At 60.8% G+C, this 17,553-nt stretch carries 17 protein-coding genes; 16 read left to right on the top strand and 1 reads right to left on the bottom strand.

What is annotated here, in order from left to right:
• The first annotated feature begins 6 nt into the window (after positions 1–6).
• The 6 genes from O9H32_RS11975 (at position 7) to spoVM (ending at position 5,281) form a co-directional block, all read left to right on the top strand.
• Entirely contained in the window at positions 7–777 is a 771-nt protein-coding gene (locus O9H32_RS11975; RefSeq protein ID WP_269866399.1) for a Stp1/IreP family PP2C-type Ser/Thr phosphatase, read from the top strand.
• An 8-nt stretch (positions 778–785) separates the two neighbouring features.
• Positions 786–2,987 carry a Stk1 family PASTA domain-containing Ser/Thr kinase gene (gene pknB, locus O9H32_RS11970; protein WP_269866324.1) on the top strand — a complete coding sequence of 734 codons (2,202 nt, stop codon included), beginning with the start codon at positions 786–788 and terminating at the stop codon, positions 2,985–2,987.
• Positions 2,987–3,895: a ribosome small subunit-dependent GTPase A gene (gene rsgA / locus O9H32_RS11965; protein WP_269866323.1), complete on the top strand. Its 909-nt coding sequence runs from the start codon at positions 2,987–2,989 to the stop codon at positions 3,893–3,895. The genes pknB and rsgA overlap by 1 nt, the downstream gene beginning before the upstream one ends.
• Position 3,896: 1 nt before the next feature.
• A complete protein-coding gene (rpe, locus tag O9H32_RS11960; RefSeq protein ID WP_269866322.1) occupies positions 3,897–4,577 on the top strand; it encodes a ribulose-phosphate 3-epimerase in 681 nt (226 codons plus the stop codon).
• Positions 4,564–4,815: a hypothetical protein gene (locus O9H32_RS11955; RefSeq protein WP_269866321.1), complete on the top strand. Its 252-nt coding sequence runs from the start codon at positions 4,564–4,566 to the stop codon at positions 4,813–4,815. The genes rpe and O9H32_RS11955 overlap by 14 nt, the downstream gene beginning before the upstream one ends.
• 385 nt (positions 4,816–5,200) lie before the next feature.
• Positions 5,201–5,281: a stage V sporulation protein SpoVM gene (gene spoVM, locus O9H32_RS11950; RefSeq protein WP_014652194.1), complete on the top strand. Its 81-nt coding sequence runs from the start codon at positions 5,201–5,203 to the stop codon at positions 5,279–5,281.
• Positions 5,282–5,987: 706 nt separating this feature from the next.
• Here the strand turns inward: spoVM and rpmB are convergent.
• A complete protein-coding gene (gene rpmB, locus O9H32_RS11945; protein ID WP_014371462.1) occupies positions 5,988–6,176 on the bottom strand; it encodes a 50S ribosomal protein L28 in 189 nt (62 codons plus the stop codon).
• A 307-nt stretch (positions 6,177–6,483) separates the two neighbouring features.
• Between rpmB and O9H32_RS11940 the strand changes: the two genes are divergently transcribed.
• From O9H32_RS11940 to O9H32_RS11895, 10 genes are all read left to right on the top strand, one after another.
• Complete coding sequence (locus tag O9H32_RS11940) at positions 6,484–6,846, top strand: Asp23/Gls24 family envelope stress response protein (RefSeq protein WP_269866320.1); 363 nt, start codon at positions 6,484–6,486, stop codon at positions 6,844–6,846.
• 77 nt (positions 6,847–6,923) lie between these two features.
• Complete coding sequence (locus O9H32_RS11935; protein ID WP_269866319.1) at positions 6,924–8,753, top strand: DAK2 domain-containing protein; 1,830 nt, start codon at positions 6,924–6,926, stop codon at positions 8,751–8,753.
• A 128-nt stretch (positions 8,754–8,881) separates the two neighbouring features.
• Positions 8,882–9,733 carry a DegV family protein gene (locus O9H32_RS11930; protein WP_269866318.1) on the top strand — a complete coding sequence of 284 codons (852 nt, stop codon included), beginning with the start codon at positions 8,882–8,884 and terminating at the stop codon, positions 9,731–9,733.
• A 6-nt stretch (positions 9,734–9,739) separates the two neighbouring features.
• On the top strand, positions 9,740–11,791 hold the full coding sequence (gene recG, locus O9H32_RS11925) for an ATP-dependent DNA helicase RecG (RefSeq protein ID WP_269866317.1): 2,052 nt from the start codon (positions 9,740–9,742) through the stop codon (positions 11,789–11,791).
• Positions 11,792–11,890: 99 nt separating this feature from the next.
• Positions 11,891–12,178, top strand: coding sequence for a stage VI sporulation protein F (locus O9H32_RS11920; protein ID WP_269866316.1), 288 nt, complete (start codon positions 11,891–11,893; stop codon positions 12,176–12,178).
• A 338-nt stretch (positions 12,179–12,516) separates the two neighbouring features.
• Positions 12,517–13,101 (top strand): TetR/AcrR family transcriptional regulator, encoded by a 585-nt coding sequence (locus tag O9H32_RS11915; RefSeq protein WP_269866315.1) that lies wholly within the window; start codon positions 12,517–12,519, stop codon positions 13,099–13,101.
• 14 nt (positions 13,102–13,115) lie between these two features.
• Positions 13,116–13,784 (top strand): MBL fold metallo-hydrolase, encoded by a 669-nt coding sequence (locus O9H32_RS11910; protein WP_269866314.1) that lies wholly within the window; start codon positions 13,116–13,118, stop codon positions 13,782–13,784.
• 153 nt (positions 13,785–13,937) lie between these two features.
• Entirely contained in the window at positions 13,938–15,251 is a 1,314-nt protein-coding gene (locus O9H32_RS11905; protein ID WP_269866313.1) for a right-handed parallel beta-helix repeat-containing protein, read from the top strand.
• Between the two features lie 335 nt (positions 15,252–15,586).
• Positions 15,587–16,840, top strand: a complete 1,254-nt coding sequence (locus tag O9H32_RS11900; protein ID WP_269866312.1) for a DNA polymerase IV — start codon at positions 15,587–15,589, stop codon at positions 16,838–16,840.
• Positions 16,837–17,334 carry a hypothetical protein gene (locus tag O9H32_RS11895; protein WP_269866311.1) on the top strand — a complete coding sequence of 166 codons (498 nt, stop codon included), beginning with the start codon at positions 16,837–16,839 and terminating at the stop codon, positions 17,332–17,334. The genes O9H32_RS11900 and O9H32_RS11895 overlap by 4 nt, the downstream gene beginning before the upstream one ends.
• Positions 17,335–17,553 lie beyond the last annotated feature (219 nt).

The following is a 17,553-nucleotide window of genomic DNA, read 5'->3' as shown; positions in this document are numbered from 1 at the left end:
CAAGCGATGCTGAGACTTTGCTATCTGTCTGACATCGGCCGTGTGCGCACGGTCAATGAGGACCGGGCAGTCGTGAAGGAAGACCTGAACGGCTGGAGTCTGGCCATTGTGGCGGACGGCATGGGCGGCCATCAGGCCGGAGATATTGCAAGTCAGATGGCAGTAGAGCTGATCCAGGTAGGAATCCAGTTCCTGGATGCCAGCGTAAGTTCGGAAGAGCGGCAGCGGCAGCTGAAGTCGGCTATTGAGGTCGCCAACGAAAAAGTATTCGAATTCGCTTCGCAGCGGGAGCATTACCACGGGATGGGCACGACGGTCGTCGCTGCCCTGGCGAGCCCGGAGCGCGCGGTGATCGCCCATATCGGCGACAGTCGGGCCTACCGGATCGGCGGCGGACGGATCGAGCAGCTGACGGAGGATCATTCCCTCGTCAATGAGCTCGTGAAGAACGGCCAGATCTCGCGCGAGGAAGCCAGCCACCATCCCCGGCGCAATGTGCTCACCCGGGCGCTCGGCACGGAACCGACGATTGAAGTCGACGTGCAGGAAGTGTCGTGGCAGAAGGGGGATCTTCTGCTGCTGTGCAGTGACGGGCTCTGCGGCCTCGTAGAGGATGACCGCATCCTCCAGGCGGCCAGCGTTCCGGAAGACCTGGAAGCGAAGGCGCAGCGCCTGATCAAGGAAGCGCTCGATGCGGGTGGAGACGACAACGTGACGGTAGTGCTTGTGGCCAACGGACCCGATCCGGAGACATCTAACGACGGAGAAGCGAGGTGAGGACATCAATGATCGGTAGGCAGCTTGGAGGACGTTATGAGATTCTCGAGCGGGTCGGCGGCGGCGGAATGGCCATCGTTTATAAGGGACTAGATATATTACTGCATCGCCATGTCGCCGTAAAAATACTGCGTCAGCAGTATGTGCATGATGAAGAATTCATCCAGAGATTTCGCCGCGAAGCACAAGCCGCAGCCTCATTGTCGCATCCGAACGTGGTCAGCATCTATGACGTCGGCCAGGAAGATGACGTGCATTACATCGTCATGGAGTATGTCGAAGGCACGACCCTCAATGACCGGATCAAGGAAAAGGCCCCTCTCCAGGTGGAGGAAGCCGTACATATAGCGGGACAGATCTGCGATGCGCTGGACCACGCCCATTATAACCAGATTATTCACAGGGATATCAAGCCGCATAACATTCTGATCGGGAAGAACGGCCGGGTCAAAGTAACCGACTTCGGTATCGCCCGTGCCGTGACCTCCTCGACGATTACCCAGACGGGGTCGGTTGTCGGATCGGTCCATTACTTCTCGCCCGAGCATGCCAAGGGCACGACGACCGGAGAGCAGTCCGACCTGTATTCGCTCGGGATCGTCATGTACCAGATGCTGACGGGACGTCTCCCGTTCCTCGGCGAGAGCCCCATCTCGGTAGCGCTGAAGCATCTGCAGGAGGACGTGGAGGCGCCGCGCAAGGTGAATCCGCTCATTCCGCAGAGCGTCGAGAATATTATCCTGAAGGCCATGCGCAAAAGCACGGCGGAGCGCTACCGTACCGCCAAGGATATGCTCGGCGATCTGGAGTCCTGCCTGCAGCCCCACCGCCGGGGCGAGCCCAAGGTCAGCTTCTTCGATGACGACGATATGGACGAGGAGCGGACGCGGGTTATGCCGGCCATCCGTCCGGGTCAGTATGAAATCCTGGCGGACGAGGAGGAGGAGCCGAAGCCGAAGCCCGTGTCGGCTCCTCCTCCGGTGGAGATGCCCCCCGGAAAAAAGAAAAAAGGCTGGGTCAAGCCCTTCGTGTGGCTTTTGATTCTGGCCGTGCTTGTGGGAGGCATGTGGTATCTGGTCCGTTACGTTCAGGCGGTGACGCTGGCGCCTCAGGACGTCTTGGTGCCTAATGTGACGATGAAGCCGGTGACGGAAGCCAAAGCGGCGCTCGAGCAGCTGGGCCTGACCGTAGAGACGGAGGGGCAGAGCAGCGCGGAGATTGCGAAGGATATCGTGATCCGGCAGGACAAGGTGGACCTGAGAATCCGCAAGGATTCCAAGGTGAAGCTGACGGTGAGCATGGGGCCTCCGGTGCAGAAGATGCCTGATCTCACGAAGCAGAAGGTGACCGATGCGAAGATCAAGCTGCTGCAGCTTGGCATCAAGGACGATAATATCAAGATTGATGAGAAGCACATCGACGAGGAGCCGGGGGTGGTTCTGACCCAAACCCCTGCACCCGAGGCGGAGTTCACCGATCCGGCGACCACCAAGGTCGGGCTGATCGTGAGCAAGGGACTCGAGACGATTCCGATGCCGAATCTGATCGGCCTGTCGGAGAATGAGGCCCGCAACAAGATTCTCGTCAACAAGCTCAAGATCGCGAAGGACGGCGTCAGCTACCAGGAGAACTACAAGCTCAGCCAAGGCAAGGTCATCAGCCAGTTCCCTTATAAGCCGGACGAGGCGGTGCCGGTGGGAACGGAGATCACGCTGACTGTGTCGTCGGGACTGCCGAAGGAAGCGGGACAGATGACGGTGAACGTACCGATCCGCCCGGCCAAGGAAGGGGCGGTATCCACCGTCAAGATCATCTTGACGGACGCTTCCCGGGAGAGCGCCGAGTATCAGACGGTGACCGGCGTGGATAAGCTTCAGACGTTCCAGGTGAATGTCGTCGTCTCCCCGGATCAGAACGCATCGATCCAGATCAAAGCGGACAATACCGTTGTCGATGTGATTACGGTCACGTATGAAGATTTCAAAACCCACGGCAAAAGCGGGAAACCGTTCACGCCGGGAGCCGGCACGGGCCCTGAAAGTACGGGCGCGTCCGGCGCTGCGGAGCAGAAGACCCCTCCGGCGGATAATGGCGGAGCGGGAGCCGGCACGGGCACAGCGAAACCGGGAACGGAGACGCCCGCTGCCGGATCGGGGGCGCCGGCGAACGCGCCCGGCAAAACGACAGGCACAGGAGGCCAAAATCCATAATGCCAGCGGGATTAATCGTCAAGGCTTTAAGCGGATATTACTATGTGCTGCCCGAAGGGGCCGCGGAATCGGAGACGGTGCAGTGCCGGGCCCGGGGCGTCTTCAAGAAGCGGGGCATTTCTCCGCTCGTCGGAGACCGCGTCGAGTTTGAACTGACGGAGAACGGCGAGGGGACGGTCACCGAGGTGCTCCCCCGTTCTTCCGAACTGATCCGGCCGCCCGTGGCGAACGTCGATCAGGCTGTGCTCGTATTCTCGATCGACGAGCCGGCGCTCAACCTGCCGCTGCTGGACAAGTTCCTCGTGCATACGGAGAGTGCCGGGCTCGACACGATCATCTGTCTGACGAAGCGGGATTTGCTCGCAGAGCCCGGCGAAGCTGCCGGGGCGGTGGATCTCGGCCCCGTATCGGAGCTGTACGAGTCCATCGGTTACTCGATGTTCATCACGAGTGCGAAGGAAGGGATTGGGGTGGAAGGCGTGCTGGAGAAGCTCGCCGGGCGCATCAGCGTGTTCGCGGGGCAGTCGGGGGTCGGCAAGTCCTCGCTGCTTAATGCGATGGTTCCGGGACTCCACCTCGAGACCAATGCCATCTCCATGAAGCTGGGGCGGGGGAAGCATACGACCCGGCACGTGGAGCTGATCCGTCTGCAGAACGGGGGGCTTGTGGCGGATACGCCGGGCTTCTCCCAGCTGGACTTTCTGCAGGTGGAGGCAGAAGGGCTCGGGAGCTGCTTCCGCGAGTTCGCCCCCTACGCGGAACAATGCCGGTTCCGGGGCTGTCTGCATCTGCACGAGCCGGACTGCAGGGTCCAATCCGCGCAGGCGGAGGGCCTGATCTCGGCCTCCCGGTACCACAATTACCTGCAGTTCCTGCAGGAGATCCGAGACAAAAAGAGGAGGTACTAGCATGCTGCGCATTGCACCGTCAATTCTGTCCGCAGACTTCTCCCGCCTCGGCGAGGATATCGCCGAAGTGGAACGGGGAGGAGCCGACTGGATTCACGTGGACGTCATGGACGGCCACTTCGTACCGAATATTACGATCGGCCCGCTGGTCGTGGAGTCGATCCGTCCGAAGACGGCGCTGCCGCTCGATGTGCATCTCATGATCGAGCGCCCGGACAGCTATATCCCTGCTTTCGCCAAGGCGGGTGCCCATCTCATCTCGGTCCATGCGGAAGCCTGCGTGCATCTGCACCGGACCCTGTCCCTGATCAAGGAACAGGGGATCGGTGCAGGCGTGGTGCTGAATCCGGCCACCCCGCTCTCCGTTCTCGACCATGTCATGGAAGACGGCCTGCTGGATCTCGTGCTGATCATGACGGTCAACCCGGGCTTCGGCGGCCAGAAGTTCATCCCGGCCATGCTGCCGAAGATCTCGGATCTGCGGCGCCGGCTCGACGAGCGCGGGCTGCAGCGCGTCGATATCGAAGTGGACGGCGGCATCAATGCCGAAACCGCCAAGCTCGTAGTGGAGGCCGGAGCGAATGTGCTTGTGGCCGGCAACGCCATCTTCGGCCAAGCGGACCGTGCGGCAGCCATCCGCAGCATCCGCGAGGGGAGCGGGGCGGCGAATGCGCGCTCTTAAGATCATCGGCTACAGCCTGATCTGCGCAGCGCTGCTGTTTCTTTTCTCCATGATCGGGGATTTGGTGAAATACCTGTTCTCTCTCGGGGCGCTGTATATCGGCATCCAGTTTTTCAAAAAGTTCGAGGAACGGGGACCGCGGATTGCTTTCGTGGTAACGACAATTCTCTTTTATTTCATCTATACGGTCTTTTACGCGGTCTATTTGACCGCAACGGGACAGGGGATCCCTGCCTGAGGAAGGACGCGCCAATAGCATATTCTGTCCCTTTGGGGCATACACATGGTTACAAAAGTACGGCTAAGGCTGGATTTTTGTAACCATTTTTTTGCGTGGGATACAGGTAACGATGGGCAAGGCCATGACAGGCGTAGACGGTACGTATGCTGGGCCGGCTGGCAGGAACCTCATTTGGGGGAATGACGGGAAAGACAGGCACGTTTTGGCTGGAGCGGAATATAATGCTTACGAGCGGATTTGCTGTGGAGAACACCGAAGCCGGGCCGGAATCTCTAGAGAACAGCACGAGTCATGCCCGGCGAAGCCCGAATGCCGCATAAGAACTCCGCAGTGCTTACGAAACGGTTTTGCACCGCAAAACCCGGAGGGAGGAGAACGCATAATGAAATTTTACACGATCAAGCTTCCGAAATTTTTGGGTGGGTTCGTGAAGGCCGTCCTGAACACCTTCAGCAAAAACTGAAGGTGGGCGGGGGCTCCTGGCGAAGAGGGAAAGGCACACTGGCCTGCCGAGCTGTATAGAGGCTGAGGCAGGCGTGTCCCTTATCGGACGGTGGCCCCGCGGGACGGCCGCGGACGGCGTGCAGGATCGGGTGCGGGAGAAGAACGCCGGCAGGCGGGCCCGGACCGCCCGACGGATGCGAAGGCGGCAAAAGCGAAGGCATAGGCCGGTTCGGAGGCACCGGGAGCAGGAGAGCGGACAGCGCAGACAAAGGGCGAAGCCCTCCCCGGGCAGCCCGGCATCCTGCCGGCAGCACCCCAGGCTGGCAGCGGATTCGTACCTGCTCTCTTGATGGTACGGTGCTTCGTTCTTACATAAGGCAGGAAGCCTCTCCCATCGGCCAGAGCCGGGGCGTCCCGTGGCTGCCGGAGGCGGGCAGGGAAGCGCAGAAGACCGGTCCGGGGCCTTGTGCTGGCGGTGGAGGGAGGTCTTGTCTTCCGGTCTATGAGGAGTGTCAAGCGGCTGCTCCCGCTAGATTCCGCAGAGCTGGAGCAGAGAGGTGATGTGCCTTTTCTACCGGCCCCCGGAGCAGAGGAGCCCTGCCGGGGTGCCGCCACCGCAAACTTAGCCGGCGTACGGATCCCGTGCACCTACCGCTCCCAAGGTATTCCGGCAACGTAAAAAAGCACCTGATTGCTCAGGTGCTTTTTGTTTGCTGACGCGAAAATTAAACGCGAGTAACTTTGCCGGATTTCAGTGCCTTTGCGCTAACCCAAACGCGCTTCGGCTTACCGTTTACCAGAATACGAACTTTCTGAACGTTGACGCCCCAAGTGCGTCTTGTCTTGTTGTTCGCGTGGGATACGTTGTTGCCGGTACCCGGACCTTTACCAGTGATAAAACATTTGCGGGACATTGCTTACACCTCCTTAAAACCAACCGCTTTCAAAAACACACTCAAATATCATAGCACACGAAGATAAAGCCCGTCAACGTGGAACGCCTGATTTTCTTCCTCTATTGCCCAAGCCGGGATTGGGAGCCTGAGACCGCCCCCATTTTGCAGCGCATAGACCCTGCCTTCCGAGCCTTGGCGGGCCCGGGCCCGGGGGGATTGTCCGTTCTCCGTCCCCTGCCGGATGCGCTTCTTCATTTCTTCCAAAAGATATAGTACAATGGAACGTAGTCCATCCTAATCTGGGTGATAAAGGAGCTGTATGGAGATGGCTGTCGAATTGGCTACACAATATGGCAAGGTTTATGTGACGGATGAAGTGATCTCCGTGCTTGCAGGATCCGCTGCTTTGGATTGTTATGGACTCGTCGGGATGGCGTCCCGAAACCAGTTCAAGGACGGGATCGCCGAATTGCTGCGCCGTGACAATCTGAGCCGCGGTGTGGAAGTCCACCGTGACGAAGATGGCGTACTGACTATAGATTTGTATATCGTTGTCAGCTACGGCACCAAGATCTCGGTCGTGGCCCACAATGTTCAAACCAAAGTAAAGTATATGCTGGGGGAAGTGGCGGGTCTGCAGGTCGATTCCGTCAATATCTTCGTGCAAGGCGTACGGATTGCAGAGTAAGAACGGGACGGTCATGCAGCAGTTGTCAGACGAGCCAGGTGACTGACGCGCCGGGCAGGGTAATCGCAGGAAGGGGAATGGTTTTTTTGAGTAAGCGCTTAAACGAAATGAACGGGCAAGACTTTATACGGATGGTAGAGGCGGGGGCTTACCGGCTCCGGACGAACGTCGACCGCGTGAACGCACTGAACGTGTTCCCGGTGCCGGACGGCGATACGGGGACGAATATGAACCTGACGCTGACCTCCGGGGTGGAGGAGCTTCGGCGCCGGCCTTCGGACCATCTCGGCAAGGCGGCCGAAGCCCTCGCGAAGGGGCTGCTCATGGGGGCCCGCGGCAACTCGGGCGTGATCCTGTCGCAGCTCTTCCGCGGCTTCTCCAAGGCGGTGTCCGATCTGCCTGCGGCCAGCAGCCAGCAGGTGGCTGCAGCGTTCCAGAACGGCGTGGATATGGCTTATAAGGCCGTGGTCAAGCCGGTGGAAGGCACGATCCTTACCGTAGCGAAGGAGGCCGGGAAACAGGGACTGCTGTCGGCCAAACGCCAGCCGAGCGTGGCCGCTGTGATGGCTGACATCCTGAACAAAGCCCAGGACGCACTCGACCGCACACCGGACATGCTGCCTGTACTGAAACAGGTCGGCGTGGTCGACTCCGGCGGGCAGGGCCTGGTCCTGATCTACGAAGGCTTCCTCGCGGCCCTGGAATCCGATGAGCCCGGTATCATTGAAGAGCCGGCCGATATGCCGTATGCGGCCTTCGGCGCGGTCCAGCCGCTCGACGAGGCGGCGGAGCCGTTCGGTTTCGCTGCGGGACGTACGGCGGGCGGCGTTTATGCGAACGCTCATGACTTCACCAGCGCCCAGTCGAAGCTGGCGACGGAAGACATCGAATTCGGTTACTGTACCGAATTCATGGTCACGCTGAACGCCGGCAAGGCGGCCAGCCGCGAGTTCGAAGAGGGCGTGTTCCGGGAAGAGCTGTCCGCCTTCGGCGATTCGCTGCTTGTCGTGGCCGACGAAGATCTCGTCAAGGTGCATATTCATGCCGAGTACCCGGGCACCGTCATGAACCTGGCGCAGAAATACGGCGATCTCAGCCGGATCAAGATCGAGAACATGCGGGACCAGCATACCCATATCCTCAGCGGGGAAGCCGGCCATATGGCGGCGGAGGAGCGGAAGGCGGAGCGGCAGATCGCCGAAGCGCAGGGGCAGGGGGCTGCCGATACGCGCAGCGAAGCCGAATGGAAGAAGTACGGCTTCGTGGCGGTGTCTGTCGGCGAAGGCATCTCCGGCATCTTCCGAAGCCTGGGCGTCGACCGTGTGCTTCATGGCGGACAGACCATGAACCCGAGCACCGAAGATATCGTGAAGGCGGTAGCCGAGGTGGAGGCCCGTACGATCTATGTACTGCCGAACAATTCCAACATCATCCTTGCCGCCCAGCAGGCGGTGGAGCTCGTTGAGGATAAGCAGCTTATCGTGATTCCGAGCAAATCGATTCCGCAGGGCATTGCTGCCGTGCTCGCCTTCAATGAAGAAGCGGCGGCGGAAGAGAATGCGGAGGATATGGGCCAAGCACTGCAGGGCGTGCAAGCCGGTCAAGTGACGTATGCCGTCCGGGATACGCAGATGGATGGGATAGACATCAAGCAGGGCGACTATATCGGCATCCATAACTCCCGCATTGTATCAGCGGAGCCTGACATGCTGGAGTCCTGCCGCAGGCTGATTGACAGCCTGCTCGGCGGCGGAGCCGAGATTCTCACGCTTTACAGCGGCGAGGATGCCGTAGAGAGCCAGACGGCGGAGCTCGTGGACTATGTGCAGCAAACGTATGCCGATGTGGAAGTGGAAGTGCATACCGGCGGCCAGCCGCTGTACTATTACATCATTTCGGCTGAATAGGATAGAGCAGGACAAAGAGCCCCCTCCGGATGACCGGCTGCCGTGCAGCCGGCCCGGAGGGGCTTTGGGTTTGAAACCGGCATTTGGATGCCGGTCTTATGATTGTTGATGAAGAGGGGGAGGCTTTTTTGGGCAGAGTTCGGATTGTAACGGACAGTACGGCGGATCTTCCCGCCGATATCCGCAGGGAGCTCGGCATCGAGATGGTGCCGCTCAAGGTGCTCTTCGGCTCCGAGGCGTTCGCCGACGGCGTCGATCTCGGCCCCGAGCAGTTCTACGGCAAGCTGGAGGGGGCAAGCAGCCTGCCGACGACTTCCCAGCCTTCGCCGGCCGAGTTTCTGGAAGTCTATGAGCGTCTGGCGCAGGAAGGGGACGGGCCGATCATCTCGATCCATCTCGCTTCGGTGCTCAGCGGTACTTACCAATCTGCCGTGCTCGCCGGCACTATGGTCGAGAGCGGGGCGGATATCACTGTCATTGACAGCAGGTCGGCTTCCTGGGGCATCGGCATGATGGTCATCTCGGCTGCAGAGGCAGCGCGTGAAGGCAAGAGCAAGGAAGAGATTCTGGAGATCGTCCGCAAGCTGCAGGAGGAGACGAAGATCTACTTCCTCGTCGATACGCTGGAGTACCTGCAGAAGGGCGGAAGGATTGGCCGGGCTGCGGCGCTGGTGGGCTCGCTGCTCAACATCAAGCCCATTCTGTCGCTGAATCCCGGCGGCGAGGTGTATTCCCTCGACAAAGTGCGGGGACAGAAGAAGGCGATGGGGCGCATCGTGGAGCTCATCCGCCAAGATTTTGGCGACCGGCCTTTCCGGCTGATTCCGGGCTACACGACCAACCAAGAGACGGCAGCCGACCTTCAGGCGCTGATCTCGCAGCATTTTGATGTGACTGAAGTGCAGTACGGACCGATCGGTCCGGTCATCGGCACCCATGTAGGACCAGGAACCGTAGCGGCGTTCGTCTTTCCGCGGTAGGGCCGTATGCTTGATCTATACTCCCTTCCGGTGACGAAAGTGGCCGGCGTCAAAGGCAAGAAGCCCGAAGAGCTGCTCGGACTCGGTATTTCGAGTGTCGGGCAGCTTCTCGATTATTATCCTTTCCGCTACGAGGATTACACGCTTCGCGATTTGACGCAGGTCAAGGATGGGGACAAGATTACCGTACAGGGCACCATCGTTGGCGTACCTCTGGTGCAGATGTACGGGAGGACCAAATCCAGGCTGACCTGCAAAGTGGTGGTCGACCCTTTGTTCGTAACGGCGGTCTGGTTCAACCGGCACTATCTGAGGGACAAACTGACCGCGGGCGCCGAGGTGGTGCTCACCGGCAAATGGGATCAGAAGCGGCTGCAGCTGACCGTCACGGAAGTGGAGTTCCCGGGACAGGGGACCTCCCAGATCGGAACGCTTCAGCCGGTATACTCGCTGACGGCCGCTCTCACGCAGAAGTGGTTCCGCCAGACGATGAAGCAGGCGATGGTGCAGTACGGCGAGCTGATTCCCGAGGTGCTGCCGCAAGACCTCCTGCAGAAGTACGCTCTGCTGCCGAGAAAGCAGGCTGTCCACCTGCTGCATCTGCCGGGAAGCATGGAGCAGGGCCAGCGGGCGAGGCGCCGCATGGTGTACGAGGAGCTGTTCCTCTTCCAGCTGAAGATGCAGGCGTACCGGGCGCTGAACCACGAGCGGGCCGACGGGGTGGCGCATCCGGTCGATCTGCCCGCCGTGCGGGCCTTCGTGCGCTCGCTGCCGTTCACGCTGACCGACTCGCAGAAGAACGTGCTCGCAGAGATTCTGCAGGATCTGCAGCATCCGCACTGCATGAACCGGCTGCTGCAGGGCGATGTCGGCGCCGGGAAGACGGTCGTCGCAGCCTCCGCGCTGTTCGCCGTCGTGAAGGCCGGCTACCAGGGAGCTCTCATGGTGCCGACCGAGATCCTGGCCGAGCAGCACAAGCGCTCCCTCGACCGGCTCTTCGAGCCGTACGGCATCCAGACCGCCCTGCTGACGGGCAGCCTGACCGACCGCCAGCGCCGGGAGGTGCTCGCTTCGCTGCAGATGGGCATGATCGACGTTATCGTCGGCACCCATGCTCTCATCCAGGAGGACGTGTTCTTCCGGCGGCTCGGGCTGGTCGTGACCGATGAGCAGCACCGCTTCGGGGTCAACCAGCGCAGCATTCTGCGCCGCAAGGGGATGAACCCCGACGTGCTGACGATGACGGCGACGCCGATTCCGCGGACGCTGGCGATTACGGCCTTCGGCGACATGGACGTCTCGACGCTGCGCGAGCTGCCGAAGGGCCGCAAGCCCATCAAGACGTATTCGGTGACGCATGGGATGCTGGAGCGCGTGCTCGGCTTCATCCGGCGCGAGGTGGCCGCCGGCCGGCAGGCTTATGTGATCTGCCCGCTCATCGAAGAGTCGGAGAAGCTCGACGTGCAGAACGCGATTGACGTGCACGCCCAGCTGCAGTTCGAGTTCCCGGACTACAAGGTCGGCCTGCTGCACGGGCGGATGACACCGGGCGAGAAGGATGAGATTATGCGGGAGTTCAGCGAAGGCCGGGTGCAGGTGCTCGTCTCGACCACGGTCATCGAGGTCGGCGTGGATGTGCCTAACTCGACGCTGATGGTCGTCTATGACGCGGACCGCTTCGGCCTATCGCAGCTTCATCAGCTCCGCGGGCGCGTCGGGCGGGGGGAGCACCAGTCGTACTGCGTGCTCATCGCCGATCCGAAGAACGAAGTCGGCAAGGAGCGGATGAAGGCGATGACCGACACGAACGACGGCTTTGAGATCGCCAGGCGTGACCTTGAGCTGCGGGGGCCTGGGGACTTTTTCGGGACGAAGCAGAGCGGGGTGCCGGATTTCCGGCTCGCCGACATGGTGACGGACTTCGAAGTGATGGAACAGGCCCGCGATGATGCGGCGGAGCTGGTGAAGCGTCCGGAGTTCTGGACCGGCGCCGAGTACGGCCCGCTGAGGGAGTTCCTGCAGCGGGAGCAGATTCTCAGCAGCGAGATGTTGGACTAATTTATACGCTTGTTGTAAACATGGCCGGGCCCTCCGTCATAAACTTACTGTGGGATGAAAGTCAGCGCACAGGAAGCACATCAAACGGAGGTGCACGGCATGAGCTATACGAAGCATGGCTTCGATCCGGCCCAAGTGGAGCGGATCAAGCTGAAGATGAAGAACCCGGACACGAAGGAACGGGTCAAGATGATTCTGCAGGGCGTCACCAAGTACGATCTTCAGGACCGGACGAAGGTGCGCCGGTTCGTGGGCCTGCTGACCAAGACGCTCGGGGAGCGGGTAACCGACCAGCAGACGGAGCATCTCGTGAATTTCGTGCTGAGCCAGAAGATTGATCCGAGCAACACCTTTCATCTGATCAAATTGTGGAGTATGTTCCGCTGACGCGGAGCATGCTTTTTTCTATGGCATGGTGCGTTCATGGGATGGTGTGCATGGTGTGAATGGTGTATGGGTGTGCATGTGATGTGCGTGGTGTGAATGGCGTGCGTGATGTGCATGGTCCGTGCATCGGGTGTACGGTGTGCATGGTCTGGTGTGCTTGTCGTGAACAGTGGGCATAGCGTGGCAAGGCGGGGCGCTCTTGTTCACTGGTCCGGCACGGAGCGGAAGCAGGTGTGCTCCCAGAGAGGACAGACGGATACTCCGGCTTGCAGGGAGCGCGGGAATGCGGTATGCTTAATTATATACTGATCGGTACATAATGGAGGAGGGACAGCAAGATGGCGCGGCCAAGGGAATTTAACGAAGAAGAGGCGCTGGCAGCGGCCCTGGATGTGTTCTGGGATCTGGGGTACGAGGCGGCGTCCTTGACCCACCTCACCGAGCGGATGGGGATTAACCGTCCCAGTCTGTATGCCGTGTTCGGGGGGAAGAGGCAGCTGTTCCTGCGGTGTCTGGCCCTGTATGAGGAAACGTATTACGACGGGCTCCGGCTTCTGATAACGGAGGGCGGTCCGGGGGTGGACGGAATCCGTGCCGTATTGCGGCATGTGGTGGAGATGGGAAGGGATCCGAAGGCGCGCCGCGGTTGTCTGTTCGTCAATACGATGGCGGAGCTGGCGGGCCGGGATTCGGAGCTGGCGGAGGACGCGCGGCGCTTTCAGGAGCGCCTGACAGACTTGTTCGCGGGAGCCTTGGCAGCAGCTGCGGCGCCGGATCAGCTCCATGCGGACCCGAAGGTACGGGCGAACGCCCGCTTTCTTACGATGGCGCTGGCCGGCTTCTCCGTTCTGCTCAAGAGCGGTCCGCCCCCCGGGCTGCTCGAGGATGCGGTAGAGAGAACACTTGCGGCCATGACGGAATGAAGGAGTGGGAGAAGATGAGACTGCAGCAGCTAACACCGCGGGTATGGGCCGGATCGGTATGGCTTCCGGTCCCGGTGATGATCTGGTTTGTGAAGGACGAAGACGGCCTTACGCTGGTGGATGGAGGCGTTCTCCCGATGTGGGACGGTGTGCGGCAGGCTCTCCAAGGCAGCTTCGCGGGCGTCCCGCTGCGGCGCGTGCTGCTGACGCACGGGCATCAGGATCACATCGGCATCCTCCCTCCCCTCATGGAGGCCTATCCGGAGGTTCCGATTCTCGTTCATGGGGAGGAGATTCCCTTCCTGACCGGAGAGCGTTCCTATCGCTCCCTGCGGGAGGGCGTCTGGTCGCGGTATGCTCCGCCGGTGCCGGAGAAGAGGCTGGAAGCTTTGGATGTGGAGAGGAGCTGCGGGAGCTTGCGGCCTTACTATACTCCGGGCCACAGTCCCGGACATACGGTGTTCTACCACGAAGAGGACGATATCCTGCTGGCCGGGGACCTGTTCACACGCTACTTCGGCCGGCTGCAGCGTCCGCTTGGGGTCTTCACGGCGGATATGGAGCTTTCGCTGTGCAGCGGAGAGATCGTGGAGCAGCTGAAGCCCCGCTATACGGCCTGCGCTCACATGGGCGTTGTGCAGGATGCCCATAAGCAGTACCCCCGTCTGCTGGGCCGGAGGTAAATTCATGCAAGTCCCCTCCATCCGTATGCTTGGGCGGCGTCTCTATGATAGAATACTAGAAGAGAATAGGATCACGACTTCAAGAAGACGACGACGAACCACAACCATATAAGACAGCCCTGCTGCCGGGGCTGGATCCAGGGGGGACTAAAGATGTCCGATTCGAATCATCAAAAAGGGGCGATGTCCCGTCGCAAGCTGCTCACGGTAATGAGTACGGCTGCGGCCGGGTGGATGATCGCGGGTACGCCGCGGCTGGAGGCGGCCGCTGTGCCGGCTGCGGCCGGGAGCCAGACGCCCGTCTGGCTGAATGTTAAGACCTACGGAGCGCAGGGGAATGGCTACCAGGATGATCTGCAGGCGTTCCGTTCGGTGATAGAGGCGGCGAACCGGGCGGGAGGCGGCGTGGTGTACGTGCCTCCGGGCAGGTATATGTTGTCGGGGCCGATACCCCTGGGTTCGAATATCCGCCTCGTCGGCGACGGGCCTGGGTCTTCCGTGCTCAAGGGCATCAGATATGCGCTTCCGCTGCTGAGTTCGACTGGCGGCAAACGCATGGGGGTCCAAGGCATCGGCTTCGAGGGCATCGGCACGCTGGCGGAGGCGAAGACGTTCGAAGCGGCGGAGAAGGCCATTCACCTGGCAGACTGCGAAGAAGTGCTGATCGAGAACTGTGCGTTCTCTGCAATTGCGAATGGCATATGGCTGGCGGGCAGCCGGCATGTGACGGTCCGCGGCTGTTTCTTTCATGATATTCTGGCCTCCTCCAGCTTCTATGAAGGGTATGGGATTGCAGCCGAGGGCGGCGCCCACCTCACGATCAGCGCGAACCGGTTCCGTACGCTGCAGAAGCCGGCCGTGTATCTGTATGCGGGCTGTTCGTCCAGCACGGTGGAGGGCAATCTGCTGGAGGAGAGCCGGGATGCATTCATCGTGCTGTCCTCCTCGAGCAAAGCCTGCTCGCACAACCGGATAGCGGACAATACGGTCACGGCGGCCGGGCTCACGAAGGACCAGAGTTCGTGCACGCAGGGCATTGTGCTCCGCGGCTACTGTATGGACAACACGGTGACCGGCAACGATATCGCCAAGGCATCGGAGGCCGGCATTGTGCTCGAAGGGGACGGCAAGTCGCTCGACAGCCGCTTGTCGGGCACGATTCTCTCCGGCAACCGGATTGACTCGGTGCCGCGCGGCCTCATACTGTCCAATGCCGACGGCACGGTCGTCACCGGCAATGTGGTGCGCCGGGCGGAGGTCGGCATCCTGCTGGAGCCTTCCGCCTCCGGCGACGGGGCGCTCTGCCGCTATAATCTCGTAACAGGCAATATGCTCATGGCTTGCACGAAGGCGGGCATACAGCTTGCCGCCGGCTGCGAGGACACCGTGGTTGCCGGCAATAACGGCACGGGCAATGCGGAAGCGGTGAAGATCCACGAGCAGGTGAAGGTGCAGCCGGGCTTTTGACGGCCATTCATTCGGCGACGGCCGAGGAGGCAGAAGGGCGGCGAATGCGACGGGACGAACGGACGGCCCGCCAGCTTTCGAGCCGGCGGCAAGAGAAGCGCCTGCAGCCCTTTACGGATGTAATATCTATCACGTATCTCATATGAGCCCCTTGTTCCTTTTGGAGCAGGGGGCTTTGCTGTGCCCTTGCGATTTGCCGATTAGAGAATTGTAATTTGTGATTCCCGGCGGCGCCAGCCCATTTTCAAATTATTTCCTGTTGAAATGCGAATATTTGTTCGGTATCCTGTATACAATACATACGAACGTATATTCCCGTTTGGAGGGGTTGTTCCATGCAGCGTGTCATCCTGCTTGCAGATTGTCAGTCATTCTATGCCTCCGTGGAGAAAACCGCTAATCCCCAGTACAAGGACCGGCCCGTCGTCGTGGCGGGCGATCCGGCCCGGCGGTCCGGCATCATTCTCGCGGCCTGTCCGCTCGCGAAGAAGTACGGGGTAACGACCGCCGAGCGGCTGGGGGAAGCGCTGGGCAAGTGTCCGGAGCTCGTCGTCCTCCGGCCGCGAATGCAGACCTATATTGATGTTTCCATACAGATTACCGAAATATTCGAATCGTTCACGGATCTTGTCGAGCCCTTCTCTATCGACGAGCAGTTCCTCGATGTGACCGGTTCGCTGTCCTATTTCGGCTCGGCCGAGGAGATCGCCCGTCAGATCCAGAACAAGATTGAGGTCACGACGGGCGTGTGGGTCCGGGTGGGGATCGGACCGAACAAGATACTCGCGAAGATGGCTACCGATATCTGGGCGAAGAAGAACGATAGCGGGATCTTCCGGCTGGACGAAGACGGGCTCGAGCTGCTGTGGGAGCAGCCGGTACAGAAAATGTACGGCGTCGGCTCGCGGATGACGGCGCACTTCGCACGCATGAACATCCACACGATCGGCGATATCGCGAAGCTCCCGCTGGCGGAGCTCAAGCGGCGGATGCGGGTGCGTATGGGGAGGAACAGCGATATCCAGGCCGAGCTGTATTGGCAGACGGCAAGGGGCATCGATCCGAGCCCTGTGCGGCCGCGCACCTTCTTCGACGACCAGCAGGCGCTGGGGCACCAGATGACCCTGCCGCGGGATTACGGGCGCAAGGAGGACATCGACGTCATCCTGCTGGAGCTCAGCGAGGAGGTAGGGCGGCGCTGCCGGGCCAAGGGCTATATGGGCCGGGTCGTATCGGCGGGAGCCCGAGGGGCGGATTATGAGCGGGGAACGGGATTCTACCGGCAGACCACGCTGCCGGACCCGACGAATATCACCAAGGAAATCTACGACTCGGCGCGGAGCCTGTTCCATCTCCACTGGGACGGCCAGCCGGTGCGGCGGATCGGTGTGACGCTGGCCGGGCTGTGCAGCGACAAGGAGTATCAGCTCACGCTCTTCGACAATAAGGAGAAGACCCGCCGCCTGGAGCGGGTGACCGATGCCATCAACGACCGGTTCGGACGCACGGCGATCCTGCGCGCTTCCTCCGGGCTCCAGTCCGCCCAGGCACACGAACGCAGTGCCAAGATTGGGGGGCATTACAAATGAGCAAGAAGCTGCAGGGCAACGGCCGCTGGGAATCTTCGCGCATGATGCTGCCGGAGCACCGGGCCCAGCTCATCGAGCGGCAGCGCATCCAGTCAGGAGAGGCGCCGGCCGTACGGGCGCAGATGCCGACGAAGGAGGAGCTGGAGCTCATCCGCGACTATACGCTGCTGCCCATGATGCTGACGATCGTGGAGAAGAACCGGATCCAGATGGAGCTGTCCACCGTATCCATGAAGAAGCTGTACGTAACGGCGCTGCATGCCCTGATGCGGCAGATTCACATGGATCTCGTACTCGTGAAGAAGTCGCTGCGCGAGCGCAGCATCAAGGTGTACGACGACGAGGCGGTGGACAGCGCGATCCACTACCGTTACGTCTGCCGCGGATACGAGGACCGGCTGGCCATGACGCGCGATGTGGTGCGTTCGGAGATCAGCGTGCGGCTGGCCCGGTATGTGGCGGGCCTCTTCCGGCAGGAAGAGGGAGGGGTCTAGCCTGGCGTAAGGGAGGAGCGATGTGCAGCCGCCTAACCAGCGGCCTATGCTGCGGGGAGGCCTGAAGCTCTCCTGCCGGCAGGCTATCTTTTGGCCTTTTGGGGCCGCCCGGGCTGCCGGGGCGCCATCCGTCCGTACAATCTTTTGGGGCAAAAGGGATATGCTATACGTATCCTTTGACTCTCCTGGGGAGGCTGCTGCCCTGTTGAACTTCGCTTT

Origin of the sequence: Paenibacillus caseinilyticus, assembly GCF_027533645.1 — a bacterium.
Lineage (GTDB): Bacteria > Bacillota > Bacilli > Paenibacillales > NBRC-103111 > Paenibacillus_G > Paenibacillus_G caseinilyticus.
This window is presented reverse-complemented; position numbering and strand designations above follow the sequence as displayed.